This is a genomic window from Kocuria rhizosphaerae (assembly GCF_044462265.1).
Classification (GTDB): Bacteria; Actinomycetota; Actinomycetes; order Actinomycetales; family Micrococcaceae; genus Kocuria; species Kocuria rhizosphaerae.
Genome location: NZ_JBISWL010000110.1, coordinates 1 through 22328, shown reverse-complemented (window position 1 = coordinate 22328; position 22328 = coordinate 1). Strand labels below are relative to the sequence as shown.

27 protein-coding genes and 1 other RNA gene are annotated in these 22328 nt (G+C 71.5%); 15 read left to right on the top strand and 13 right to left on the bottom strand.

Going from position 1 to position 22328, the window contains the following annotated elements; all coding sequences use genetic code 11:
• Window positions 1-44 precede the first annotated feature (44 nt).
• The 4 genes from ACH9EU_RS12875 (at window position 45) to ACH9EU_RS12860 (ending at window position 1609) form a co-directional block, all read left to right on the top strand.
• On the top strand, window positions 45-263 hold the full coding sequence (locus ACH9EU_RS12875) for a hypothetical protein (RefSeq protein ID WP_396414308.1): 219 nt from the start codon (window positions 45-47) through the stop codon (window positions 261-263).
• A 119-nt stretch (window positions 264-382) separates the two neighbouring features.
• Window positions 383-730, top strand: coding sequence for a TadE/TadG family type IV pilus assembly protein (locus ACH9EU_RS12870; RefSeq protein WP_396414307.1), 348 nt, complete (start codon window positions 383-385; stop codon window positions 728-730).
• Window positions 711-1151: a hypothetical protein gene (locus tag ACH9EU_RS12865; RefSeq protein WP_396414306.1), complete on the top strand. Its 441-nt coding sequence runs from the start codon at window positions 711-713 to the stop codon at window positions 1149-1151. Before ACH9EU_RS12870 ends, ACH9EU_RS12865 begins: the two co-directional genes overlap by 20 nt.
• Entirely contained in the window at window positions 1148-1609 is a 462-nt protein-coding gene (locus tag ACH9EU_RS12860; protein WP_396414305.1) for a pilus assembly protein TadG-related protein, read from the top strand. The genes ACH9EU_RS12865 and ACH9EU_RS12860 overlap by 4 nt, the downstream gene beginning before the upstream one ends.
• Before the next feature lie 19 nt (window positions 1610-1628).
• On the opposite strand, the gene ACH9EU_RS12855 is transcribed toward ACH9EU_RS12860, so the two are convergent.
• From ACH9EU_RS12855 to ACH9EU_RS12840, 4 genes are all read right to left on the bottom strand, one after another.
• Window positions 1629-3881: a DUF3376 domain-containing protein gene (locus ACH9EU_RS12855; RefSeq protein ID WP_396414304.1), complete on the bottom strand. Its 2253-nt coding sequence runs from the start codon at window positions 3879-3881 to the stop codon at window positions 1629-1631.
• The gene (locus ACH9EU_RS12850; RefSeq protein WP_396414303.1) at window positions 3878-4858 is read right to left on the bottom strand and encodes a glycerophosphodiester phosphodiesterase; all 981 of its coding nucleotides are present in this window, start codon (window positions 4856-4858) and stop codon (window positions 3878-3880) included. The genes ACH9EU_RS12855 and ACH9EU_RS12850 overlap by 4 nt, the downstream gene beginning before the upstream one ends.
• Before the next feature lie 10 nt (window positions 4859-4868).
• Window positions 4869-4994 (bottom strand): hypothetical protein, encoded by a 126-nt coding sequence (locus tag ACH9EU_RS12845; RefSeq protein WP_396414302.1) that lies wholly within the window; start codon window positions 4992-4994, stop codon window positions 4869-4871.
• Between the two features lie 114 nt (window positions 4995-5108).
• Window positions 5109-6269: a sugar phosphate nucleotidyltransferase gene (locus tag ACH9EU_RS12840; protein WP_396414301.1), complete on the bottom strand. Its 1161-nt coding sequence runs from the start codon at window positions 6267-6269 to the stop codon at window positions 5109-5111.
• Window positions 6270-6367: 98 nt separating this feature from the next.
• Here ACH9EU_RS12840 and prfB point away from each other — a divergent pair, with 98 nt between their 5' ends.
• The gene (prfB, locus tag ACH9EU_RS12835) at window positions 6368-7489 is read left to right on the top strand and encodes a peptide chain release factor 2 (protein WP_396414300.1); all 1122 of its coding nucleotides are present in this window, start codon (window positions 6368-6370) and stop codon (window positions 7487-7489) included.
• Between the two features lie 75 nt (window positions 7490-7564).
• On the opposite strand, the gene ACH9EU_RS12830 is transcribed toward prfB, so the two are convergent.
• Complete coding sequence (locus ACH9EU_RS12830; protein WP_396414299.1) at window positions 7565-8803, bottom strand: polysaccharide pyruvyl transferase family protein; 1239 nt, start codon at window positions 8801-8803, stop codon at window positions 7565-7567.
• Between the two features lie 250 nt (window positions 8804-9053).
• Here ACH9EU_RS12830 and smpB point away from each other — a divergent pair, with 250 nt between their 5' ends.
• The 3 genes from smpB to ACH9EU_RS12815 all read left to right on the top strand — a co-directional run bounded on the left by smpB (window position 9054) and on the right by ACH9EU_RS12815 (window position 10528).
• Window positions 9054-9530: an SsrA-binding protein SmpB gene (smpB, locus tag ACH9EU_RS12825; RefSeq protein WP_396414298.1), complete on the top strand. Its 477-nt coding sequence runs from the start codon at window positions 9054-9056 to the stop codon at window positions 9528-9530.
• 79 nt (window positions 9531-9609) lie between these two features.
• Window positions 9610-9993, top strand: a transfer-messenger RNA (tmRNA) gene (gene ssrA, locus ACH9EU_RS12820).
• A 73-nt stretch (window positions 9994-10066) separates the two neighbouring features.
• Window positions 10067-10528 (top strand): tyrosine-type recombinase/integrase, encoded by a 462-nt coding sequence (locus ACH9EU_RS12815; RefSeq protein ID WP_396414297.1) that lies wholly within the window; start codon window positions 10067-10069, stop codon window positions 10526-10528.
• Here ACH9EU_RS12815 and ACH9EU_RS12810 read toward each other — a convergent pair.
• Window positions 10496-10816, bottom strand: a complete 321-nt coding sequence (locus ACH9EU_RS12810) for a helix-turn-helix domain-containing protein (protein WP_396414296.1) — start codon at window positions 10814-10816, stop codon at window positions 10496-10498. The two genes, ACH9EU_RS12815 and ACH9EU_RS12810, sit on opposite strands and share 33 nt — an antisense overlap.
• A gap of 230 nt (window positions 10817-11046) precedes the next feature.
• Between ACH9EU_RS12810 and ACH9EU_RS12805 the strand changes: the two genes are divergently transcribed.
• The 3 genes from ACH9EU_RS12805 to ACH9EU_RS12795 all read left to right on the top strand — a co-directional run bounded on the left by ACH9EU_RS12805 (window position 11047) and on the right by ACH9EU_RS12795 (window position 14060).
• On the top strand, window positions 11047-11751 hold the full coding sequence (locus tag ACH9EU_RS12805) for a hypothetical protein (protein ID WP_396414295.1): 705 nt from the start codon (window positions 11047-11049) through the stop codon (window positions 11749-11751).
• A gap of 79 nt (window positions 11752-11830) precedes the next feature.
• On the top strand, window positions 11831-13012 hold the full coding sequence (locus ACH9EU_RS12800; RefSeq protein ID WP_396414294.1) for a hypothetical protein: 1182 nt from the start codon (window positions 11831-11833) through the stop codon (window positions 13010-13012).
• A gap of 172 nt (window positions 13013-13184) precedes the next feature.
• Entirely contained in the window at window positions 13185-14060 is an 876-nt protein-coding gene (locus ACH9EU_RS12795; RefSeq protein WP_396414293.1) for a hypothetical protein, read from the top strand.
• On the opposite strand, the gene ACH9EU_RS12790 is transcribed toward ACH9EU_RS12795, so the two are convergent.
• Complete coding sequence (locus ACH9EU_RS12790; RefSeq protein ID WP_396414292.1) at window positions 14057-14497, bottom strand: DUF488 family protein; 441 nt, start codon at window positions 14495-14497, stop codon at window positions 14057-14059. The genes ACH9EU_RS12795 and ACH9EU_RS12790 overlap by 4 nt on opposite strands.
• 128 nt (window positions 14498-14625) lie before the next feature.
• On the opposite strand from ACH9EU_RS12790, the gene ACH9EU_RS12785 reads away from it, so the two are divergent.
• Together ACH9EU_RS12785 and ACH9EU_RS12780 are read left to right on the top strand one after the other, a co-directional pair.
• Window positions 14626-15027: an ImmA/IrrE family metallo-endopeptidase gene (locus ACH9EU_RS12785; RefSeq protein WP_396414291.1), complete on the top strand. Its 402-nt coding sequence runs from the start codon at window positions 14626-14628 to the stop codon at window positions 15025-15027.
• A 296-nt stretch (window positions 15028-15323) separates the two neighbouring features.
• Entirely contained in the window at window positions 15324-16106 is a 783-nt protein-coding gene (locus ACH9EU_RS12780) for a DUF4190 domain-containing protein (RefSeq protein WP_396414290.1), read from the top strand.
• 75 nt (window positions 16107-16181) lie between these two features.
• On the opposite strand, the gene hisN is transcribed toward ACH9EU_RS12780, so the two are convergent.
• The 4 genes from hisN to ACH9EU_RS12760 form a co-directional block, all read right to left on the bottom strand.
• Window positions 16182-16979: a histidinol-phosphatase gene (gene hisN / locus ACH9EU_RS12775; protein ID WP_396414289.1), complete on the bottom strand. Its 798-nt coding sequence runs from the start codon at window positions 16977-16979 to the stop codon at window positions 16182-16184.
• A gap of 64 nt (window positions 16980-17043) precedes the next feature.
• Window positions 17044-18144: a ribosome small subunit-dependent GTPase A gene (gene rsgA / locus ACH9EU_RS12770; RefSeq protein ID WP_396414288.1), complete on the bottom strand. Its 1101-nt coding sequence runs from the start codon at window positions 18142-18144 to the stop codon at window positions 17044-17046.
• Window positions 18134-19465 (bottom strand): 3-phosphoshikimate 1-carboxyvinyltransferase, encoded by a 1332-nt coding sequence (gene aroA / locus ACH9EU_RS12765; RefSeq protein ID WP_396414332.1) that lies wholly within the window; start codon window positions 19463-19465, stop codon window positions 18134-18136. The genes rsgA and aroA overlap by 11 nt, the downstream gene beginning before the upstream one ends.
• A 70-nt stretch (window positions 19466-19535) precedes the next feature.
• Complete coding sequence (locus ACH9EU_RS12760; protein WP_396414287.1) at window positions 19536-20075, bottom strand: DoxX family membrane protein; 540 nt, start codon at window positions 20073-20075, stop codon at window positions 19536-19538.
• 337 nt (window positions 20076-20412) lie between these two features.
• Between ACH9EU_RS12760 and ACH9EU_RS12755 the strand changes: the two genes are divergently transcribed.
• Window positions 20413-21078, top strand: a complete 666-nt coding sequence (locus ACH9EU_RS12755; protein ID WP_396414286.1) for a sigma-70 family RNA polymerase sigma factor — start codon at window positions 20413-20415, stop codon at window positions 21076-21078.
• Between the two features lie 2 nt (window positions 21079-21080).
• Window positions 21081-21347, top strand: a complete 267-nt coding sequence (gene rsrA / locus ACH9EU_RS12750; protein WP_396414285.1) for a mycothiol system anti-sigma-R factor — start codon at window positions 21081-21083, stop codon at window positions 21345-21347.
• Window positions 21348-21438: 91 nt separating this feature from the next.
• On the opposite strand, the gene ACH9EU_RS12745 is transcribed toward rsrA, so the two are convergent.
• Both ACH9EU_RS12745 and ACH9EU_RS12740 read right to left on the bottom strand, forming a co-directional pair.
• Window positions 21439-21513, bottom strand: coding sequence for a 50S ribosomal protein bL37 (locus ACH9EU_RS12745; protein WP_095343185.1), 75 nt, complete (start codon window positions 21511-21513; stop codon window positions 21439-21441).
• 152 nt (window positions 21514-21665) lie between these two features.
• The gene (locus tag ACH9EU_RS12740) at window positions 21666-22265 is read right to left on the bottom strand and encodes a GDSL-type esterase/lipase family protein (protein ID WP_396414331.1); all 600 of its coding nucleotides are present in this window, start codon (window positions 22263-22265) and stop codon (window positions 21666-21668) included.
• Between the last annotated feature and the right edge of the window lie 63 nt (window positions 22266-22328).

Sequence of the window (22328 nt, the reverse complement as noted above, 5' to 3'; positions counted from 1 at the left end):
TCCGTGCGGCCGGCCCGGCCGCGCCCCAGGAAAGGACACTCCCCATGAAGCACGCACCCCGGCTCGCCCTGGGCCTCGCCGTCACGGCCCTGGCCGGAGTCCTCGGCCGGCTCCGCGCCGAGGACCCGGACCGCGGCGACGTGCCCGGCTGGGTCATGCTCACCCTGATGTCCGCGGTGCTCGTCGCCGGACTGCTGCTCGTCGCGCAGCCCGCGCTGGAAGGGCTCTTCCAGGACGCGATGGCCCGCGTCGCCCAGAACTGAGCATGCTCCCGCGGTGGCCGCCCCGCCGGCGGCCGTCCCGTGCGCGGCCCACTCCACCAGGAGCTCATCGTCCCCGGCAGGGACGATCCGCCCGCTCCGACCCCGACCGGGGCAGCGCCGTGGCCGAGTACGTCATGGTCGCGGGCCTCGTGGCCCTGATCTTCGCCGGTACCCTCCAGCTCGCCCTGGCGCTGCACGTGCGCAACACCCTCGTGGACGCCGCGGCCGCCGGGGCCCGGTACGGGACGCTCGCCGACCGCTCGCCCCGGGACGGCGTGGAACGCACCCGACAGATCGTCACCGGAGCGCTGGGCCCCCGGTACGCCCAGGACGTGGCCGCGGCCCCCGTGGTCGTGGGGGAGCTGCGGACCCTGGAGGTCACCGTCGTCGCCCCGCTGCCGGTGGTCGCCCTGTTCGGCCCGCCCGACTCGCTGGAGGTGCGCGGTCATGCGGTCCTGGACGGGTGACGGCCACGGCCCCGGGCCCGACGACGGCAGCGCCGTCGTGGAGTTCGTGGCCCTGGGCACGCTGCTGCTCGTGCCGGTCGTCTACTTCGTGCTCGCCGTCGCCCAGGTCCAGGCCGGGGCCTTCGCGGTCGTGGCCGCGGCGCAGCAGTCCGCGCAGGTGCTGGCGGCGGCGGAGCCCGGGGAGCTCTCGGCGGCCGGACTCGGCGCCGCCGCCGAGCTGGCCGCGGCCGACCACGGGTTCGCCCCCGGGCAGGTGGCCGTGCGGCTGGAGTGCTCCGACGGGACCTGCGCCAGGCCGGGGGCCGTGGCCACGGTGCACAGCTCCCTGGACGTGCCCCTGCCCTTCGTGCCGGGGGCGACGGGCCTGCGCGTGGCCGGGCTGAGCTCCTCCGCGACGGTCGTGGTGGGGCGGTACGGATGAGCGTTCCCGCGCGGGCGGGCTCCGCCGACGCGGACAGCGGGCAGATCACGGTCCTCGTCGTCGGCTTCACCGCGGTGTGCCTGCTGCTGACGGTGGTCGTCATGGGCGTCACCGCCGTGCACCTCGGCGAGCGCAGGCTCCAGGTGCTCGCCGACAACGCCGCGCTCGCGGCCGCCGACACGTTCGTGGAGCTGGCACCCGGGCAGGAGGGCGCCGCGCCCGTCCCCGTGCTCGACGACGCGTCCGTGGCCGGGGCCGCCGCCGGCTACCTCGACACCGTCCGTGCGTGGGACGCCACCCCGGGGCTGGCCGTGGCCGCCCCCACCGGCAGCCCGGACGGGCGGACCGCGCAGGTCACGCTGTCCGCCGTCGTCCACCCGCCCGTGGTCAACCTCCTGGTGCCCGACGGGGTCGCCGTCGCCGCCACGGGGGAGGCCCGGGCCCGGCTGGGCCGGTGACCGGCGCCCCTGCCGGCCCTCAGATGTCCAGGTGCTTCGCGACGCGCCGGCGGACGAAGAACCGCGCCGGGGCTCCGTACCGGCGGACGACGCCTGTCAACGCCCGGGTGCGCAGGGACGCGCCCGCCGGCAGATCGCGCCGCGTCCACGTCGGGTCGGCGAAGGCCCGCACCAGCTGGAGGACGCCCGGGTCCCCCGCGCCGACCCCGCCGAAGAGCGTCACCGCCTGGCGCCACAGGAGGCGGACCGCGTCCCGGCGCTGCTCCGGGGGCATCCGCAGCAGGAGCTCGTAGGGGGTCATGGCCTCGGCCGAGGCGGCGGCCTGCACGAGCCCGTCCGCGGTGGTGCTCTCCGCCGCGAGGATGGCGTCGGCCAGCCGCCGCTCGAGGGCCTGCCGGTCGGGCACGCCGTGCAGGAGGTAGTCGCACAGGGCACCGGCGCCGTCCAGCCGACCCCACAGCCAGTCGGCCTCCCGCCCGGGCTCGCTGGCGAAGGCGCCGAAGTGTCCCCAGCGCTGCCCGTAGAGCTTGCGCTCGAGCCAGCCCGGCTGGCTGGTCACGGCACCGACGTCGACGAGCGGAGGTGCCGCCGGGGTGATCTGGCGGTACCGGAACTCGGGCTCGTCCCCCTCGGCGGTGCTGCCCCAGGAGAGCACCGAGCTGGCCACCTCGACGGCCAGCGAGAAGTTGACCAGGTCCTCGGCCGACAGCTCGCCCGCGAGGGGGAGGCCGGTGATGGCCTCCGCGGCGCACCGGAGGGTCTCGCGGATCTCGGTCTGCCGCGCCGGGGTGAGGAACGCGTTCAGCCGCTGGGCCCGCTCGTGCGCCGTCGGCGCCGGCCCGAGGGCGAGGAACGTGGTCAGGTGCTCCCCGAGCCGGGCGATCCGGCGCTGGGAGCGTTCGACGCTCGCGAAGGCCTCCGCGAACGGCTGCTCGAGCTCCTTGCCCGTGTCGGCGTAGTCGACGAGGGCGCGTCCCCACCACCGCAGCATGCGTTCGGCGGTCGCCACGCCCCACCCCCACCCGTCCTCGGTGAAGGACGGCTCGTCGGGAACGGAGGCCAGCTCCTCGGGCAGGAGGGCGGCGGGATGGGGAGGAGTGAAGCGCAGCGGGCTGTTCAGCGACATCAGCTGGCGCTCCACGGCCTCCGCCCGGGACAAGCGGTACGTCCGGAACCACTGGCTGGCCGCCAGGGCGGCGTTGGCGGTGTCGATGAGCGCCTCCGGGTCGGGGGAGCGCAGCAGGCGCACGATCGCGTCGTGCGGGACCGAGAGGGTGTACCCCATGCGGGTGAACGCCGCGCTCAGTTCCTCGAAGTCGAGGCGCTGGTCCGGCTCGCGGGCCGCGCCCACGACCCGGCCGAGCACCTGTGTGGCCTCCGGACTGCTCCCCAGGGTGCCGGTGCCCCCGGACACCCCGGGCGACGGCGTGACGTACAGGACCACGCGCTCGAACGGGGTTCCCACGGGCCGTTCGCGCAGCGTCCTCATCAGCGGACCGAAGGGAGCGTTGTCGAGGACACCCCCGTCGATGAGCCAGGAGTTGTCCGGCGCCATGCCGGGAGCCATCTGGTGCCCGTGGAGGGCGTCGGTCTCCCAGACGGGTTCGAAGGCGATCGGGAAGGAGGCCGAGGCGCGCGAGGCCAGGGCGATGCAGGAGTGCCCCTCGTCGAAGTGGTCCGTGACCTCCCCCAGGTCGTCCGTCCTGCGGGAGAAGCGGAAGACGCGGCGGCTGTCGACCATGTGCGCCGTGGAGCCGTCCTCGAGCTGGACCGGGACCGACTGGGCGTCGAGAGCCGTCGCCGTGACGAGGAGGGTGCAGTCCTGGGGTGCGGCGACGGCGGTGTCCTCGGCCACCGCCTGCAGCAGCCGCTCGACCTCGGTGTGGAAATAGGCCCCGTCGAGCATGGACCTGAGCTGCGACCCGTCCTCGCGGAGGAGCTGACCCGTCTGCAGCGAGGCGAGCTTGGCCCAGGTGGTCCGCATGTCGGGAAGGTCCTTCCCTCCCGCGACGGCGGCTGCCAGCAGGCTGCCGTTGAGGCCCCCGGCGCTGGTGCCGGCGACGGTGTCCACGACGGCGGTGCGGTCGGTGGCGGCAAGGATGTCCTGCCACGCCTTCTGGACGGCCGCCTCCGCGGGATCCGCCGGCGGGGACGCGTCCGCGGATGCCAGCCGCAGCCTGTTGAGCTCGTGCGTCACCCCGCCCATCCACACGGCGAGGCTCACGCCTCCATTGAGCACGAGCGCGAACCGGGTCTCCCGTGGTGCGTTCATGGCTGGTCCTTCCTCTCTGGGGCCGGGTTCTCCGCCGGCCGGCCGGTGGCGTCGGGGCTTGGGGCGCCTCCGCCCACCAACCGGACCAGGACGTCCGGCCGGTCGGTCATGATGCCGTCCACGCCCCAGCTCAGGAGGCGCCGCATGTCGGCCTCCGCGTCGACGGTCCACACGTCCACCCGCAGCCCGGCGTCGTGGGCGCGGCGCACGAGGGCGGGGGTGAGGACCCGGAGGCCCTTGTAGCGCTCCGGCGGCTGCAGGGCCTGGAAGGGGGGACGGTACAGACGGTGCAGACCCAGGACCCCGAGCGCTGTGAAGACCGCGAACTCGCGGACCGAGGCCGCGGTGGGCACCGTCCCGGCGGAGACGCGCCGGAAGCGCTGGATCGCGGGCGTCCGGTTCGCGGTGACCAGCGTCCGTTCCTGGGCGCCGGCGGCTCTGATGACGGACCACACGGCATCCTCGGTGCCGGGCCGGTCCCCCTTGAGGTCGAGGAGCACCCGGTGGTCCGGGAACTCCCGGTAGACCTCCTCCAGGGTGGGGATCCGCAGCCCCTGGGCTCGCCATCGGGCGGCACCGGTGCGCGGCAGGCGGTGGGCGGCATCCAGGCGCCGGAGTTCCGTGAGGGTCATCTCGGCGACCGCCCCGTGGCCGTCGGTGGTCCCGTCCACGCGCGTGTCGTGGAGAACCACCACCCGGCCGTCGGCGGAGGTCTGCGCGTCGAGTTCCAGGACGACGTCGCCCAGCTCCGCCGCCGCGCGGAAGGCCTCGAGGGTGTTCTCGGGGCCGATGGCCGCTCCGCCCCGGTGGGCGATGACGGCGGGCCAGGCCATGGGCGTCGTGGCCCCGCCCGGCCTCCGGCGCGTGAGCCGGAGGACGAGTCCGGCGCCCGTCACCGGGCCCAGCAGGAACGGTGCGCAGCCGTGCCGCCGCCGCCGGGGGGCGACACGGCCCGGACGGAGGACCGCCCCGCGCATGTCGGCTCCGTCAGCGCGCACGTCGCGCCGGGTCGCCGGGGCCGCCGCCCGCCATCACCGTGGTGAGGCCGAAGGCCGGGGCCTGGACCGGCTCGTCCTCGACGCCCTGGTGGAGAAAGTGCTGACCGAACCCCATGAGCGTGTCCTTCTGTGCGGCGCCCTGTGCTGGGGAAACTAGCACCGCGCACGGGACAACGGCCTGCGACACCCGGTACGGGGCGCGTGTTACGGGCCCCGTGCCGCCGCCGGGTCAGAAACCCCGGGGCAGCCGTGCGGCGCGGTCGAACTCCTCCGCGGTGCGGACCTGCCCGTCCCCGGCGATCAGGGTGACCGCACCCGGTGTGCCGTGCTCGCCCGCGGGGATCTCGGCGCCCATGTCCGCGACCACGTTCTCCAGCACGGTCCCGGCCGCCACGCGGACCCCGTCCAGCAGCACGCAGTGGCGCACGCTCGCGCCCTCCTCGACGACGGTGCCCGGGCCGAGCACGGAGTGCTCCACCGTCCCGTGCACGAGGGAGCCCGCGGCGACCATCGCGCCGCGGACCTCGGCGCTCGCCGCGATGCGGGCCGGCACCAGCTGCGGCTGCGCCGTGAGGATCGGCCAGTCCGGGTCGTCGAGGACCGCGCCGTCGCCGTCGAGCAGCTGCAGGTGCGCCGTCCAGTACGCCTGCAAGGTGCCCATGTCCATCCAGTACCCCTCGAGGCGGTGCTCCACCACCGTGCGGTGCGCCACGAACCAGGGGACCAGGTCGTCGCCGTAGTCCTCGAGCCGGCCCTGCCGCTCGTGCAGCAGGTCGAGGGCCTCGAGCAGGGCCGGTGCGTCGTAGAGGAAGATCTCGGCGGCCACCAGGCGGCCCTCCGGCCGCTCCGGCTTGTACTCGAATCCGGTCACCCGCCCGTCGTCGTCGGCGCGGACCACGCCGTAGCGGGTGGGCTCCTCGTCGACGAGCGTGGTGACCACCGTCAGGTCCGCGCCCCGCTCCAGGTGCGTGTCGACCACGTCCAGGAAGTTCAGGGTGTAGAGGTGGTCGGCGCTGAGCACGAGCACGAGGTCCGGGGCGAAGTCCCGGACGAGCTCCTTCTGCCGGTAGAGGGAATCGGTGTTGCCCTCCGCGAATCCCTCGCCCTCGGCGCCCTGGTAGGGCGGGAGGATCTGCAGCCCGCCGTGGGAGCGGTCGAGGTCCCACGGCCGCCCGTTGGCCAGGTGCCGGTTGAGGCCGTGGGGGAGGTACTGCTGCACCACCCACACGTCGGACACGTGGGAGTGCATGAGGTTGGACATGGAGACGTCGATGAGCCGGTAGGTGCCGGCGACCGGCAGGGCGGGCTTCACCTTGTGCTCGGTCAGGGCGTGGAGGCGTTCGCCCTTGCCGCCGGCCAGGACCAGGGCCAGGACCCGGGGGATGCGCATCTCGGCTCCTTCGCGTCGGCGCTCCGTCGTCCCCATTCTGCCGCAGCGCTGCCCCGTGGGCCCGGGCGATTTGCCCCCATGGGATAATCTTGACGTTTATGGCCTCCCTTGACTTCCCGGCAGAGATCTCCGCCCTCCGTTCCACGTTCGCCTCCATCGAGGCCGTGAGCGATGTCGACGCGATCAAGAGGGACATCGCCGAGCTGTCGCAGCAGGCGACCGCCCAGGACCTGTGGGACGACCCCGCCCGGGCGCAGAAGATCACCTCCAAGCTCTCCCACAAGCAGTCCGACCTCGAGCGGCTCGAGAAACTGGGCGGGCGGATCGACGACATCGAGGTGATGGTCCAGCTCGCCGCGGAGGAGGACGACCCCGAGACCCTCGAGCTGGCCAAGGAGGAGCTCGTCGAGGTGAAGCGGGCGCTCTCCCAGCTGGAGATCCAGACGCTGCTCGCGGGCGAGTACGACGAGCGCGAGGCGGTCGTGACCATCCGTTCCGGCGCCGGCGGCGTGGACGCGGCCGACTTCGCGGAGATGCTGATGCGCATGTACATGCGCTGGGCCGAGCGCCACGGCTACCCGACCACGGTCCTCGACACCTCCTACGCGGAGGAGGCGGGCCTGAAGTCCGCGACGTTCGAGGTCAAGGCCCCCTACGCCTTCGGAACCCTCTCCGTGGAGGCCGGCACGCACCGGCTCGTGCGGATCTCCCCGTTCGACAACCAGGGGCGGCGCCAGACCTCCTTCGCGGCCGTGGAGGTCATCCCCCTCATCGAGCAGGACGACTCCGTCGAGATCCCGGAGTCCGAGATCAAGGTCGACGTCTTCCGCTCCTCCGGTCCCGGCGGGCAGTCGGTGAACACCACCGACTCCGCCGTGCGCATGACCCACATCCCCACGGGCATCGTGGTCTCCATGCAGAACGAGAAGTCCCAGATCCAGAACCGCGCCGCCGCCCTGCGCGTGCTCCAGTCCCGGCTGCTGCTGCTGCGCCAGGAGGAGGAGAACGCCAAGAAGAAGGAGCTCGCGGGAGACGTCAAGGCGTCCTGGGGCGACCAGATGCGCTCCTACGTGCTGAACCCCTACCAGATGGTCAAGGACCTGCGGACCAACCACGAGGAGGGCAACCCCTCGGGGATCTTCGACGGAGCGATCGACGGCTTCATCGATGCCGGCATCCGCTGGCGCGCCGACCAGCGCCACGCCCCGGCCGACGCCTGAGTCCCGGCCGGGCGCGGTGGAGCGGTGGGCCGCGCCCGACGCCCGGCCGGTCCTCGGGCCGGCCGGGCGTCGTGCTCAGCGGCGCAGGAAGCGGGCGACCCTCCGGGCCGCGACCTCGCGGCCCGCGGGCGCGGACGGGGGTCGCGCGGCCGAGAGGGCAGGGGCGGGGTACAGCTCCTCGGCCTCCCGCAGCTTCTGGCGGTGCAATCGGGCCGCGGTCTCCGGGAAGGACGTGTCCCGCGCGGACCCTGTCGCCGCTGTGTCGCCGGCCGGGACCACGGACCACCCCGTGCCGGCGTCGAGCAGGGACCGGTGCTTGACCCGGTAGTAGTCCGGGCTGACCTCCAGCACGGTGCCCTCCGCCCCGCACGCGGCCGCGAGCAGGTGGAAGTGGAACCGCGAGGTCAGCCACGTCTGCCCGGACCGGCCCGGGAAGCCCTCCAGCCACACCTGGGTGAACGGCACGAAGTTCTCCTCCGGGATCAGGTCCGACAGCCGGTCGAGGGCCGCGCGGTCGGCGCCGGGGATCGCCTCCAGGTACCGGACGGTCCGCCCGGCCAGCTCGGGCGCCTCCAGCGCCGCGCGCACGGCCGCGACCGCGCCGTCGAGCACGTCGGGGGTGCTCATGTCGCTCTGCAGGCACACCCACACGTCGCCGTCGGCGGGGCCCTCCGCGGCGGTGCCGGTGAAGCCCGCCAGCCGCGGCAGGCCGAGGAAGGCGTCGTCGGGTGCCCGGTCGGCCCGCGCCAGCTGGGCGCTGGGGGCGTCGCGGACGGTGACGTGGTCGAAGGCGCCGAGGGCCGACCGCAGGCCCTCGACGTCGGCGGCCGGCGCCAGGCCGAGGCCCGTGGCCGCCAGGCGGGCGCCGGAGCTCTCGCGCAGGCGCAGCGCGGCCCGCAGCAGGCGCGCGTGGTGCGGCCAGATCGAGTTCAGGTAGCCGCCCCCGATGAGGTGGACCGAACCGGCCCGCCGGGCACCCAGCAGGCCGAGGTCGTAGCGCGGCGAGCCGAGCGAGGACACCACGCGGTCCACGTGGGCGTCGGCCGCCGACGGCTCCATGCCGGCCGTGTCGAACACGAGGCGCCACAGCGTGTCGGTGGTCCGCAGCCGCGGGTGCAGGCCGTCGAACAGGTGGGACGCCAGCCCCGGGTTCGGGCAGTCGAGCCACACGTCGGCGTCGGGGCGGGCCCGGGCCAGGAACCGCAGCCACGAGGCGGCGATGAACTCGTCCCCGAAGTTCGGGTGGCCGCTCGTGCCGACGAGGTACAGGGTCTCCGCGGCGGGCGGCCGGGCGGGGCGGTCGGAATCCAGCATCCGTCCAGGCTACCGGGTGCGCGTCGCCCACCTGGGACGACGGTCCGTGCCGGGGTCTCCGTGGCGTCCTCCGGCCCGAGGTCGGCACGGGAGGAGGAGCCGAGGGTCCCGTGCGGGCGGTCCCGGGCGGGCCCGGGCCGGCACCCGCCGCGGGCGAGCCGGGACCGGGCGTGGCGTAGCATGGAGGATCTCCCGCGCACCCCCGGTGCGCGGCAGGACACGGTCCGCACCGGTCAGAGGAAGGAGTGCCATGGCCAAGAAGGACACCGGCCGTCAGGTCATCGCGAACAACAAGAAGGCCCGGCACGACTACCACGTCCTCGACACCTACGAGGCTGGCCTCGTCCTGATGGGGACCGAGGTGAAGTCCCTGCGCATGGGCCGCGCCTCGCTCGTGGACGGCTTCTGCCAGTTCACCGACGGGGAGCTGTGGCTCGAGGGCGTGCACATCCCCGAGTACCTCCAGGGCTCGTGGACGAACCACTCCGCGCGACGGCGCCGGAAGCTGCTCCTGCACCGCACGGAGATGGCCAAGATCGAGCAGAAGACCCGGGAGGCAGGCTTCACGATCGTGCCGCTGTCCCTGTACTTCGTGGACGGCAAGCGGGTCAAGGTGGAGATCGCCGTGGCCAAGGGCAAGAGGGAGTACGACAAGCGCCAGACCCTGCGGGAGAAGCAGGACAACCGGGAGGCGCAGCGCGCCATGCGCTACAAGAACATGGGGTGAGCCCGACCTCTTGCCAGCCGCTGTACCGCGCGGTAAACTTGATTGTCCTGCCACGGCGGGGTGTTTGAAAAACGCATACGGGGATGATCGGTTTCGACGATGTGAGTTGAGACAGGGGAAGCGGGTCGAGGACGCAGAGTTATCTCGTAAACGCTCTCTGTAAAACAATAGTTGCCAATTCCAAGCGCAACGCCACGCAGTCCAACTTCGCGCTCGCCGCGTAAGTAGACTCACCAGTGGCTGTCAGCCCGGGTTCGCCTTCGGCCCGGGGCCTGGCATCAGCTAGAAGGCCACTGCTCCAGACGGGTGTCGCGGACGTCTGGGGAACATCAACTCGCGACTGAGTCCGTCGGCCACGTGTCTGCACGAGGGCCGGGACTGAGAAGACGTCAAGCAGACTGCACCCGGAGAAGCCCTGACAATGCTGCATCGGACGGGGGTTCAATTCCCCCCATCTCCACCATCCCACTAGGGCAAATAGCCGTCGTGTTGACAGGAACGCAAGTTCCGTTGACGCGGCGGCTATTGTCTTGCCCATGGCGAGCATCCGAGAGCTCACCCGCAAGGACGGGACCGCGTCCTGGGCAGTGCTGTGGCGGGAGGCCTCGACCGGCAAGCAGACCTCCCGCACCTACCTCGAGCAGCGCGAGGCCCAAGCCCTGAAGGACTTCCTCGACGCCAACGGCAACAGTTTCGCCCTGGCCGTCCAGGCCGCCAAGCGCCTGCGCTCCACCGCCCCGACCGTGCGCGTCGTCGTCGAGCGGCACATCGAGCGGCTTACCGGCGTCGAGTACTGGACCCGGGAGAAGTACACCCGCAACGCCGCCCTGCACATTTTCCCCGAGCTCGGCTCCATCCCCGTGGACACCCTCACCCGCGACGACGTCGCCGCCTGGTTCAACGGCACAGGGACGTCATCTCGGCGACCTCGGCGGGGGAGTAGCCGCGGAACTGCTCGACGGTGCTCATGCCGACACCCGTTGTGTAACAGTCTGTGAAGCATCACAGGAAATTTCAGGCACGAAAAAGACGTCCAGGGGCACGTCGAGTGCTTCGCAGATGAGCTCGGCGGTGCGGCCGGTGTTGACGGCCTTCGTGCGCCCGACGATGAGGTTGTCAATGGTGCCTGGGGAGACCTCGGCGTACTTCGCCAGTCGGCGGTTGGACCATCCCTTGCGCTGCATCCGGTCGACCAGTGCGTCCCGGGCAACGAGCTTCATGCGCATCTTCTGGGGCCACCCCCTTCTGTTGGTTCGGATGTAGTTGCGGTTCTGGGGGGTGCTCATATCCAACGCTCCCTAGGCGGTTCTGTCTATCGATGCTTGGTGCATCGTTACCTAACACTAGGCACTCTCATGGGCGCACATCAAGACCTCCCGCCCAGCAATTGCGCGGGCGTCGAAGTATTTCCGACTTCTTGTTAGGCATCCAGTAGTGCTGGACGCCCCGTAACCGTTAGGCAGTGCCTAAGATTGGTCGTTGGACCCCGCGCCGTCCTGGGGCCAAGACTGGGAGCATGATGGAAGACAAGGACCTCGCGGCCGTACTCCAGGCCGCCCGCAAGGGCGGGGAGATCTCATACGAGAAGCTCTCCGCTCAGTGCGGTGGGAAGCCCACGGCGAAGCGGCTGCACCAGCTCGCCAACGCGCCGCTGCGCAACTTCCCGGACCCCGACACCATCACGCACCTGGCACGCGGCACCGGCCAGTCGATCACCACGATCGTCATGGCCTCCGCCCGGTCGCTCGGACTCAACGTCACGAGCGACGACCCGGACACCGTCCGCCTGGCAGGCAGCAGTAACTATCCGCCCGCCCTCCTCGATGCCTTCCGCACCCTGGGCGAGCAGATCACCACCGCACTTGCCGAGGAGCGTGATGGCAGCGGAAACGCCGCCCCCATTACCCACGCGGGGGAGAGCCCCGCAACACATCAGGAGCCCCGCGAGCGCTCCGCTGAGTCCTCTTCGCTGGCGGAGGTGTTAAGTGTTAGCGAGTCATCGCAACACCCGGACGCCGACACGGACGACGACGAACTGGCCCGCCGGCGCCGCGAGCGCGACGAACAAGCCGCTTCCTCCGGCCGTGGTGCTACCAGCGATCAGGAGCAGGTAGAGATCCCTATGCCGGACGAGGACCGCATGGCCGGCTACGACGCCCCCTCCGAAGGCCGGGCCATGCGGGAGCAGCAGGACGAGGACGCGGAGGGCCCGCAGGAGTAGACCACGATCCCGCTCGGGCTGGGCGGGGGAGAAGGGGAGAGAAATGAATCAGAGGAGTGTTCCCACCACGGAGCAGAGGGTGTTCCCGGTTTTCCCTGACGGGTACGTCGAGGTCGTCGGGGAGTACTACCATCAAGCGGCCATCGAGACACTGCTGCGCCCCACTCTGAACGGCGAGGGCGTGTCGGCCGAGCTGACTCTGGCGTTGGTGCCTGAGCCGGACAACCCGAACGGTGAGGGAGCCATCTCGGTTCGGTCCGAGGGGCTGGTGCTTGGCTACCTCTCACGCGCGGACGCTCGTCGGTACTGGCCGGTGGTGGCCCGGATCGTTGCCAGTGGCTATCAGGTCAGTGTGCTCGGACGCGTCTACGCGTACAAGCGACGTTCCTACGACGGGAAGGTCGAAATCTCGGCGGATGTCACCTTGCGCCTGCCGGAACCCGAGGCCATCGTCCCTCTCAACGTTGAGCTTGCCTCGGGTGTACTTCTCCCCAAGGGCAACTCGTTGCAAGTCCTGGGTGAGGAGGACCACTTCGACCACCTCTTCAACTACGTCCCGCCCACAGGCGAGGGCTTCTTGCTCCTCGAACTCCGTCGCGGCACCAAGCAGTACAAGAACGGCTCGACCAAGGACATGGTCTTCGTCTACCTGGACGGAGAAGAAGTGGGCCAGCTCAGCGGCCAGAGCGGCGGCCACTACCTCCCGACCATCCGGCACCTCGAGGACTTCGGCAAGAAGACCATGGTCTGGGGAAAAATCAAGGGCTCCGCGCTCAGCGCCTCCCTCACGATCCACGGCGCGAAGTCGCACGAGCTGTCCGACGAGTGGCTGGACGCGCAACCCACAGCCAGCTTCGACCTCGTGCCGGAGAGCAGCACGTACGACCTGCCCGACGCTTACAAGGGAGCGAAGCGCACCAATAGGCCGTGCCAGGCCCGGCCCGCGCCACGTGCCGGCGCCGGGGACGGCGGCTCGCACGCATTCACGTCGTCCGCCGGCGGGCTGCAGGGCGACGCGTCCGCCGGACACGCGCCAACGACCTCGATACCAGCGGGTACCACCAGCGCACCGAAGCCGCCCGGCCGCTTCTCCAAGATCCTGATGTGGTTCGCTCTGGTCATCGGGGTCCTCGGTCTGTTCGCCGAACCCGTTGGCGCGACCTTCTGGCTCCTCGTCTCTCTCATCACCCGCCTCTACCGTCGACGGAAAGCCGCGAAGTTCGAGGCACACAGACGGCATGACGCATTCTCCGAGGGCTGAGCCATGCGGGAGCAGCAGGACGAGGACGCGGAAGGCCCACAAGACACCTAGGAGAGACCATGAAGTGGATCGTCCCCACGATCCTGTTCCTGCCCTTGCTCGCCGCGGGCTGCGGTGACTCTGGTGCCTCAGGGCCACTGGCAGAGGAGGCCGTCGCCGAGGGGAGTCAGATATGAGCCCGTTCGGTCAGCTCGGACTGTGGAACTACAACGGTCTCGACGTTTATGAGAAGCCCACCTCACGGGCGTGGGAAGAGGCCGAGGTGCTGATCACCGTGAAGGCCAGCCCGAACCCCTCGAAGCAGTACGGCGACACGGTTTGCGTGGCTGGGATTCGGGTGGACCGTGATCCGTTCCAGTGGGTCCGCCTGTACCCAGTTCCCTTCCGCCACCTCGAGCAGGACTCGAAGTTCGCGAAGTACGACATCATCCGTCTTCGGATTCAGCCCAATGAGAAGGATCACAGGGCAGAGAGCTTCCGTCCTGACATGGCCAGCATTCAGAAAATCGGCAGCCTTTCGACCTCCCACAACTGGGAACTACGGCACCCGTACGTGCAACCGATGGCCGACCGATGGACTATGTGCAGCATCCGCCGAGCGCACGAAGCCGGTGGGCCAGCTCCTTCACTTGCCATGGTTCGTCCCCGGGAGATCAAAGGCTTCACTATCGACCGCCACCCCGGTTGGAGTGAGGACCAGAAGGCCAGCATGCGCGCGCTCGACGACCAAGGCGATCTCTTTGACCAGGCGAGGACGGCGTCAATCAATCATGCGAGGGTGCTCGAGGCTCCGCGCTACAGGGGCATGTTCCGATACTTGTGTGAGGACGATGCCTGCCGAAGCCACGAAGGGACTCTCCTGGACTGGGAATTCACCGCGCTGGACCGGACCCTGCGTGCCGACTCGGACGACACTGCGAAGCGGAAGATCTACGACAAATACATGGGTCAGGTCTGCGCTGTGGACCACCAGCCGCTCTTCTTTGTAGGCAACCTGATGAAGCACCCGCGGTCGTACTCGATCCTGGGGGTTTATCGGACGGCCTAGGCCAGTGCCAGAGTCCAATCGAGCATGCGCTGAAGGACCAGGTCTCGGTGGCACATAGAGCGGTGGGCCTCGAAACACAGCAACGCGGCGCCGCTCGTCATGGCGAGATGCTCGATTTCATCCATCGCAGCGAGCGCGGCAGGCTCCTCCAGGACCCGGAGGTAGTTCTCGTGCGCTGTCGTGGCTGCTGGAGTTCCGGGGTTGTAGAACCCGGCCCGGTTATCTTTGGGATTGCCCAACTGCGGCAGGTGAAGGTACCTCAGCCCATTTGATTCCAAGCCTGTGCGCAGAGCTGTCTTAGAGAAGCCCTTCTTGCGCGAGATGGCGTTGAGTCGGACGTCAATGAGGGTGCCCACGCCCCAGTCGTGGAGGCTGGCGACGACGTCGTCGATCGACTTGCCTTCATATCCGATGTCCCGTAGGTTGCGTCCACTCATGTTGCCCACCCTAACCGGCCTTGCTGGGCACGCTGCGCATTGTTAGAACGCGCGTTCGAAGCATGGGGAATGACCTGGGGCGTGTCCCGCTTGTTGTCCTGTCCCCAGGACTGTCTACTTTCGTCTACATGGACCCCTGGACTGTGCTCCCCCCGCACATCACCGTCCACCACGTGAGGCTGGACCGCCTGTCGGCTGTGACCGACGGGCACTCCACCATCTGGCTGGACGACCGACTGACCGAGATCGAGGCTCGCTGCGCGCTCATGCACGAGGCTCTGCATCTCTTGATGGGACATGACGGCCACCAGCCGGCCGCGGTCGAGTCCAAGGTCCGTGAAGGCACGGCGCGGTTGCTGATCCCGCTGAGCGCACTATGGGAGGTGCGGCACTGGCAGGGCGCCTGGCAGGGTCTGGCCGAGCACCTCGGTGTGACGACTGAGGTGCTCGCCGACCGGCTGCGGTGGCCCTCCGAGGAGGAGAAGCTGCTGCGGCACCTGGTTCAGCTCGAGCTCGTGGGGGAGTGCTGAGAGGCCCGTTGACGCCGTCAACCGCGAGCCGTTCAGACCCCGGATCGGTCCGCTCAGTTCCGCGCGTTATCGGGGGTGGTCAGCTGTATTACCCCACGTTGCCGGGGGTTCAATTCCCCCCATCTCCACGAGATCCCTGACCGGGGAGCGCCGCGAGGCGCTCCCCGGTTTCTTCGTGCCTCCGCACGGTTCCGGGCACGACGGCGTCGTACCCGGACCGGTACGGACGTCGGGCACGGCGGCGCGGCGGTGTGACAAGCTGGTGCCGTACCGACGACGACCGGAAGGGCACCGCCATGAGCCACCACGACAACACGCCAGACCAGAGCGGCACGGGTGGGTCGTCGGGCCGGGACCGGAAGGACGAGCCGGAGTACGGTCAGCGCATCGAGGGGGCGCCGTCCGGTCCCTCCTACGAGGCACCGCGCCAGGGCGACCAGCACTCCGCGCCGCAGTACGGCCGGGACCCGTACGGTCAGGACCCGTACGGTCAGAACTCCTACGGTCAGGGGCAGCAGGGCTACGCCGCCCAGGGGCAGTACGGTCAGGACTCCTACGGGCAGGGCCAGTACGGCCAGGGGCAGCAGGGCTACGGTTCGGGCCAGTACGGTCAGGACTCCTACGGGCAGGGCCAGTACGGTCAGGGCCAGCAGGGCTACGGCTCCCCGGGCCAGTACGGTCAGGCACCGTACGGCCAGGGCCAGTACGACATGGGCGGCTACGGCGCGGTCGAGAAGCCCGCCGGCAACGGGCTGGGGATCGCCGCGCTGATCCTCGGCATCGTGGCGCTGCTGACGTCCTGGATGCTCGGACTGGGCTTCATCCCCGGCCTCGTCGGCCTGATCCTGGGCATCGTGGCCCTGCGCAAGCTCAGCAGGGTCCCCGGGGCATCGAAGGCCGTCGCGGTCGTCGGCATCGTGCTGAGCGTGCTCGGCATCGTGGCCAGCATCGCGTTCCTCGTCGTGGAGGTGACGTTCTTCAGCGATCTGATCGGGCCCTGCGCCCAGTACGCCGACGACCAGGTGGCCCTCGAGCGGTGCCTCAACGAGCAGATGGGCCTCGACGCCGTCCCGCAGTGAGCTCCGTCGCACCGGCCACGGGCGAGGGCCCCACGCCCGGCATGGGGCCCTCGCTCGTGCCCGGTGCCGGAGGCCTCAGGACGGCGGCGTGAGCATCTCCAGCACCTCGTCGTGGAGCAGCCCGTTGGAGGCCAGCGCGTTGCCGCCGAAGGGCCCCGGCTCGCCCTCCAGCGACGTGAACCGCCCGCCGGCCTCCTCGACGACCGGCACGAGCGCAGCCATGTCGTGCAGGCCGAGCTCCGGCTCGCAGGCGATGTCCACGGCACCCTCGGCCAGCAGGCAGTAGGACCAGAAGTCCCCGTAGGCACGCGTGCGCCAGACCTCGTCGGTCAGTTCCAGGAACTGCTCGCGCACGCCGCGGTCCCGCCAGCCGGTCAGCGAGGAGTAGGAGAGCGAGGCGTCGGAGAGCCGGCCGACCCGGGACACGTGGATCCGCTGCGCGTTGGCCAGGGACTTGCCCGTGTAGGCGCCCGAGCCCGAGGCGGCCCACCAGCGGCGGCCGAGGGCCGGCGCCGAGACGACCCCGACGACCGGGCGGCCCTCGTCCACGAGGCCGATGAGGGTGGCCCACACGGGCACCCCGCGCACGAAGTTCTTGGTGCCGTCGATGGGGTCGACGACCCACTGCCGGGCCCCGCTGCCGGTGGCGCCGTACTCCTCGCCGATCACGGCGTCCCGGTTGCGCGTGCGTCCCAGCTGCGCGCGGATGAGCTGCTCGGCCTCGCGGTCGGCGTCCGTCACCGGGGTGAGGTCCGGCTTCGTCTCCACGGCGAGGTCCTGGGCCTTGAACCGACGCATGGTCAGGCGGTCCACGGCGTCGGCCAGGATGTGGGCGAGGCGGAGGTCGTCGGTGTAGGTGCTGGGGCTGCGCATTCCTCCAACCTACCCCGAACGCGTCCCGAGCCTGGTCGGGGCCGGGTGCCGCCCCGGGGAGGGCTCAGCGGACGCCGAGCTCCTTGTCCTGCCGGGCCTCGGGGTCCCCCGCGCCGAGCAGGCGGCGCAGGGACGCCAGCCGGGCGGCTCCGGCCTCGCCGGCGCGGCCCCGGGCCACCCACTCGTCCAGGGCGCAGCCGGGGGAGTCCTCCGTGTGGCGGCACCCCTTCGGGCACTCGGCGATCGCCTCGGCGAGCTCGTCGAAGGACTCCACGATGCGGTCGTGGTCCACGTGCGCCAGGCCGAAGGAGCGGATCCCGGGGGTGTCGATGATCCAGGACCCCGGGGACGCGTCCTCCACGCGCAGGGCCAGGGCCGACGACGACGTGTGCCGGCCCCGGCCGGTCACCGCGTTCACCCCGCCGGTGGCGCGGTCGGCCCCGGTGAGGGCGTTGACGAGGGTGGACTTGCCCACGCCGGAGTGCCCGAGCAGCACGGAGACGTGGCCCTCCAGCCGCGCCCGCAGGGCCTCCACGAGCCCCGGGTCCAGGGGGAGGGTCCCGCCGTCCTCGGCGGCAACGTCGCGGGCGGGGCCGGAGACCAGCACCGGCAGCTCCAGCGCGGTGTAGTGGGAGATCAGCTCCCCGGGGTCCCGCAGGTCGGTCTTGGTGATGCACAGCAGCGGGTCGATCCCGGCGTCGTAGGCGGCCACGAGCGAGCGGTCGATGAAGCCGGTGCGCGGTTCCGGGTTGGCGGCGGCCACGACGACGACCAGCTGGTCGGCGTTGGCCACGACGACCCGTTCGACCGGGTCCGTGTCGTCGGCACTGCGTCGCAGGACCGTGGTCCGCTCCTCGATGCGCACGAGCCGCGCGAGGGTGTCCGGGGCGCCGGTGACGTCGCCGACGAGTCCCACGAGGTCCCCGGCGACGACCGGCCGGCGGTGCAGCTCCTTGGCGCGCACCGCCACCACGAGCCGCTCGTGCGGGGTGTCCTCGTCGAGCACGGCGGTGTACCGGCCGCGGTCGACGGTGACGATCCGCCCGGTGACGGCGTCCTCGTGGCGGGGCCGGTCCTTGGTGCGGGGCCGGGACCCGCTCTTGCTGGGGCGCACGCGGACGTCCGACTCGTCCCAGTCCCGGCTCGTGGAGCTCCTACGCGCCACGGTCCGGGTCCACGAGCTCGGCCCACAGGCGCGGGAACTCGGGCAGCGTCTTGGCGGTCGTGGCGACGTTCTCGACGCGCACGCCCGGGACCACGAGCCCGATGACGGCGCCGGCCGTGGCCATCCGGTGGTCCTCGTAGGTGGAGAACGTCCCCCCGTGCAGGGGAGCGGGGCGGATCACCAGGCCGTCCTCGGTCTCCTCCGCGTCCCCGCCCAGCCGGTTGATCTCCGCCACCAGGGCGGCGAGACGGTCGGTCTCGTGCCCCCGGAGGTGGGCGATGCCCCGCAGCCGGGAGGGGGTCGTGGCCACGGCGCACACGGCGGCCACGGTGGGGGCCAGCTCCCCGGCCGCGCCGAGTTCGAGGTCGACGCCGCTCACCACGGAGGGCCCCGTCACGGTGAAGGCCCCGTCGGTCAGGTCCACCGCCGCGCCGAAGGCGGGCAGGATCTCCTTCCAGTGGTCACCGCCCTGGGTGGTGTGCTCGGGCCAGTGCGGGACCGAGACGCGCCCGCCGGTCACGACCGCGGCGGCCAGGAAGGGCCCGGCGTTGGAGAGGTCCTGCTCGATCTCGAGGTCGAAGGCCCGCACGGGACCCGGGGACACGTGCCACTCGTCGGGGACGGAGTCGTCCACGCTCACGCCCACCCCCCGCAGCACCTCGACGGTCATCTCGACGTGCGGCATGGACGGCACGCCCCGGCCGTCCGCGCCGCGGTGGCGGAGCACGAGGCCGTGGTCGAAGCGCGCCCCCGCGAGGAGGAGCGCCGAGACGAACTGGCTCGACCCGGTGGCGTCGACCACGAGCTCGCCGCCGGGCACGCCGCCGGTGCCGTGCACGGTGAAGGGGAGCCGGCCCCGGCCGTCGTCCTCGACCCGCACGCCGAGACCGCGCAGGGCCTCGATCACCGGCCCCATGGGACGCACCCGCGCACCGGGGTCCCCGTCGAAGGTCACCGGACGGCGGCCCAGGGCGGCCACGGGAGGGACGAAGCGCATCACGGTGCCGGCGAGCCCGCAGTCGACGGTGACGGGCTCGGTGGCCTGCCAGGACGCGGGTCGCACGAGCAGGTCGGGGCCGAAGGCCCCGGTGCCCTCGACCTCCTCGACGTCGGCGCCGAGGGCGCGCAGGGCCTCCACCATGAGGTGGGAGTCCCGCGAGTGCAGGGGCGAGCGCAGCCGGCACGGTCCGTCGGCGAGGGCCGCGAGCAGCAGGTACCGGTTGGTCAGCGACTTGGACCCCGGGACCGTCAGCTCGGCGCTGACGGGCCGGGAGCCGACGTGCGGAGCCGGCCACAGCTCGGGCTGGGCGGCCGTCTCCACGGCGTGGGACGGGGCGTCGGACGGGACGAGGGGCGCGGCGGAGTCCGGGTTCACGACGGCGGGACCGCGCTCAGCCCTGCTTGACCGCGTGCTGCAGGGCCTTCTCGGCCTTGGCGACCTGCTTCTGGGTGTCCTTGCCGAGCTTGGCCGCGTTCTTGCGGACGTCGCCGGCCAGGTGCTCGGCGCGCCACAGCAGGGACGGGTTCCCGTCCGTGTCCACGGCGGCGAGCAGGACCGCGCCCACGAGGGAGGCGTTCTTGATCGCCGTGCTCCGCCTGGCGGCCTTCTGCTCTGCGGTCTCGGCGCGCGCCGCACGGTAGTCGGCGTAGGCGTTGAGCGCCGTGGTGGTCACGAGGACGCCTGCCGAGAGGCGGGGGAGCCGGCCCAGGCCGAAGAGCACGGCGGCGCCGACCTGAGCCGCGGCCAGCCCCTGGGCGACCATCGCCGGGTTCTTCAGGGCGGGCGCGGCCTGCGGGAAGGCCTTGGCGGCGGCGGAGGCGGCCGGGGCCAGGTGCTCCGCGGCGCCGGAAGAGTTGCGGAAGCTCTCCACACCGTTGGCGACGTAACCGGTGGCCAGCAGGGGGCGGGCGATGCGACGGACGATGCTCATGGATTCCTCCTCGGCGGCGGTCGGAACCGCGGCGCTGGATGGTGCAGGACGGGTCGGCGGACGGCGCCGCTGCCCCCATCCTAGCCGCGGGCCCCGGGGCGTGGGCGAGGCGGCAGGGCGCGCCGGAGACGCCCCCGGTGCCCGGCCGGGGCGCCGGGGAGCGGGGGACGTGGCCGCCGGGGAATAGCCGCACCCCCGTCCTCGGTTGTGCAGGGGTGACGACGACCGGCGACCAGCACACCCCGGGCCCCCGGGGGAAGGAGGAGCCATTTCCGCCCCCGCGAGCGTCCTGGGTCCGCCCCCGGCCCGATGGCGCGTCCCCGTAGACTGGTCCGTGATGAACGAGCAGAACCAGCAGGACGCCGTGCCCGCGGGCACCGAGCCGCCCGTCGACGTCGACACCGAGAGCCCCGAGGCCAGGAAGGCGCGCTTCGAGCAGGACGCCATGGAGTACGTGGACCAGCTCTACGCCGCGGCGCTGCGGATGGCGCGCAACTCCGCCGACGCCGAGGACCTCGTGCAGGAGGCGTACACGAAGGCGTTCTCCGCGTTCCACCAGTACCGGCCGGGCACCAACCTGAAGGCCTGGCTGTACCGGATCCTCACGAACACGTACATCAACCTCTACCGCAAGCGCCAGCGCGAGCCGCAGCAGGCGAACACGGACACGGTGGAGGACTGGCAGCTGCACCGCGCCGGGTCGCACACCTCCTCGGGACTGCGCTCGGCGGAGGTCGAGGCCCTCGACCACCTGCCGGACACCGACGTCAAGCGCGCGCTCCAGGAGCTGCCGGAGGAGTTCCGGCTCGCCGTGTACTTCTCCGACGTGGAGGGGTTCGCCTACAAGGAGATCTCCGAGATCATGGACACGCCGATCGGGACGGTGATGTCGCGCCTGCACCGCGGGCGCAAGCTGCTGCGCGAGAAGCTCGCCGACTACGCGTCCGAGCGCGGTTTCGACACGTCCAGGGTCACGGGCGACAAGAAGGAGAAGGACCAGTAGCGATGGCCGACTGCGAGAGCACGGGATGCTGCACGGACGAGCGGATCCGTCTGATCTACGAGTACCTCGACGGGGTGCTCCCCGAGCGGGAGATCGACGAGATCCACGTCCACCTCCTCGAGTGCCGGGAGTGCGCCCGGGAGTACGACCTCGAGCGCGTTATCCGTTCCGTGGTGCGGCGCTCCTGCGCGGAGACGGCGCCGGCGGACCTGCGCGTGTCGATCCTCGCCCGCCTGCACGCGCAGCGGCAGGATCCTCCCGCGGCCTGAGCGGCGCCCCGGACGCGCCGGGCACGGGAAGGGCCCCGGACCGCAGCGGTCCGGGGCCCTTGCCGTCGCGGCGTCGCCGGGTCCGGGGACCTCAGGCGTTGGGGCGCTTGCCGTGGTTGGCGCCGCCCTTGCGGCGGTCCTTGCGCTTGCGTCCTCGCTTGCTCATGCGAGCCTCCTGTCTGTCCGCGGTCGCCCGCGGCGGGTCGTGGGTGTCGGCGTCCGTTCCCGCGTGGTCTGGTGATGTCCGCGGCGGCCGGACGGGGCACTGCCCGCCATTGTCTCACACGGGGCCGGGCGGCACGGCCCGCCGGGGGCGGCTCACCGGGGTTCGGGCAGGTCCAGCCAGCTGTACCACCCGCGGTGCAGGACCAGCCACGCCATGAGCCCGTACCCGGCCTGTCCCGGGTGCCCGTGGTTGGCCGCCAGGTCCTTGCGCCACTGCTCGTGGTGCTGCAGCGGGTTGAAGGTGTCCACGTAGACGTGGTTGCGCCGCGTCGTGACGTCCGCGTACGCCGCGGAGAGGTCGGCGATCCGCCGGTTGCGCTCGGCGTCCATCGTCGGCGGGGGCCCGACGACGAGCACGCGCACGTTGTGCTGGGAGGCGGTGTCGATGATGTTGGCCATGTTCAGCCGCGACCGGGCGCTGGTGATCGACAGGTCGATGTCCAGCGTGGACGGCGCGATGACCAGCCGGTTGTCGTGGCCGGGGGAGAAGCGCCGTGAGGCCTCGTCGAACCAGCGCTCGTTGAGGGTCTCGCTGCCCTCCCCGGGGGCGGCCAGGTTGTAGGCGGACACGGGGGCGTCGTGGCGCGGGGTCCGGGCCATGACCCTGCCGAACCAGCCGAGGGCCCGGGTGTCGCCCTCGCCGGCCAGCAGCTCGTCACCGACTGCGACAATTCTGATCCTTCGTTGCTCCACGTCGTACTTTCTGCTCGGGGGTGCGGTGTCTCGGGGGGAACGAGCGGCGCCGGCCCGCGGGGC

Excerpts from the sequence above, each read along its gene's own strand:
- ACH9EU_RS12875 (WP_396414308.1), top strand. The coding sequence starts at position 45 with ATGAAGCACGCACCCCGGCTCGCCCTGGGCCTCGCCGTCACGGCCCTG.
- ACH9EU_RS12865 (WP_396414306.1), top strand. The coding sequence starts at position 711 with ATGCGGTCCTGGACGGGTGACGGCCACGGCCCCGGGCCCGACGACGGC.
- ACH9EU_RS12860 (WP_396414305.1), top strand. The coding sequence starts at position 1,148 with ATGAGCGTTCCCGCGCGGGCGGGCTCCGCCGACGCGGACAGCGGGCAG.
- ACH9EU_RS12855 (WP_396414304.1), bottom strand. The coding sequence starts at position 3,881 with ATGAACGCACCACGGGAGACCCGGTTCGCGCTCGTGCTCAATGGAGGC.
- ACH9EU_RS12850 (WP_396414303.1), bottom strand. The coding sequence starts at position 4,858 with ATGCGCGGGGCGGTCCTCCGTCCGGGCCGTGTCGCCCCCCGGCGGCGG.
- ACH9EU_RS12845 (WP_396414302.1), bottom strand. The coding sequence starts at position 4,994 with ATGGGGTTCGGTCAGCACTTTCTCCACCAGGGCGTCGAGGACGAGCCG.
- ACH9EU_RS12840 (WP_396414301.1), bottom strand. The coding sequence starts at position 6,269 with ATGCGCATCCCCCGGGTCCTGGCCCTGGTCCTGGCCGGCGGCAAGGGC.
- prfB (WP_396414300.1), top strand. The coding sequence starts at position 6,368 with ATGGCCTCCCTTGACTTCCCGGCAGAGATCTCCGCCCTCCGTTCCACG.
- ACH9EU_RS12830 (WP_396414299.1), bottom strand. The coding sequence starts at position 8,803 with ATGCTGGATTCCGACCGCCCCGCCCGGCCGCCCGCCGCGGAGACCCTG.
- smpB (WP_396414298.1), top strand. The coding sequence starts at position 9,054 with ATGGCCAAGAAGGACACCGGCCGTCAGGTCATCGCGAACAACAAGAAG.
- ACH9EU_RS12815 (WP_396414297.1), top strand. The coding sequence starts at position 10,067 with ATGGCGAGCATCCGAGAGCTCACCCGCAAGGACGGGACCGCGTCCTGG.
- ACH9EU_RS12810 (WP_396414296.1), bottom strand. The coding sequence starts at position 10,816 with ATGAGCACCCCCCAGAACCGCAACTACATCCGAACCAACAGAAGGGGG.
- ACH9EU_RS12805 (WP_396414295.1), top strand. The coding sequence starts at position 11,047 with ATGATGGAAGACAAGGACCTCGCGGCCGTACTCCAGGCCGCCCGCAAG.
- ACH9EU_RS12795 (WP_396414293.1), top strand. The coding sequence starts at position 13,185 with ATGAGCCCGTTCGGTCAGCTCGGACTGTGGAACTACAACGGTCTCGAC.
- ACH9EU_RS12790 (WP_396414292.1), bottom strand. The coding sequence starts at position 14,497 with ATGAGTGGACGCAACCTACGGGACATCGGATATGAAGGCAAGTCGATC.
- ACH9EU_RS12785 (WP_396414291.1), top strand. The coding sequence starts at position 14,626 with ATGGACCCCTGGACTGTGCTCCCCCCGCACATCACCGTCCACCACGTG.
- ACH9EU_RS12780 (WP_396414290.1), top strand. The coding sequence starts at position 15,324 with ATGAGCCACCACGACAACACGCCAGACCAGAGCGGCACGGGTGGGTCG.
- hisN (WP_396414289.1), bottom strand. The coding sequence starts at position 16,979 with ATGCGCAGCCCCAGCACCTACACCGACGACCTCCGCCTCGCCCACATC.
- ACH9EU_RS12760 (WP_396414287.1), bottom strand. The coding sequence starts at position 20,075 with ATGAGCATCGTCCGTCGCATCGCCCGCCCCCTGCTGGCCACCGGTTAC.
- ACH9EU_RS12755 (WP_396414286.1), top strand. The coding sequence starts at position 20,413 with ATGAACGAGCAGAACCAGCAGGACGCCGTGCCCGCGGGCACCGAGCCG.
- rsrA (WP_396414285.1), top strand. The coding sequence starts at position 21,081 with ATGGCCGACTGCGAGAGCACGGGATGCTGCACGGACGAGCGGATCCGT.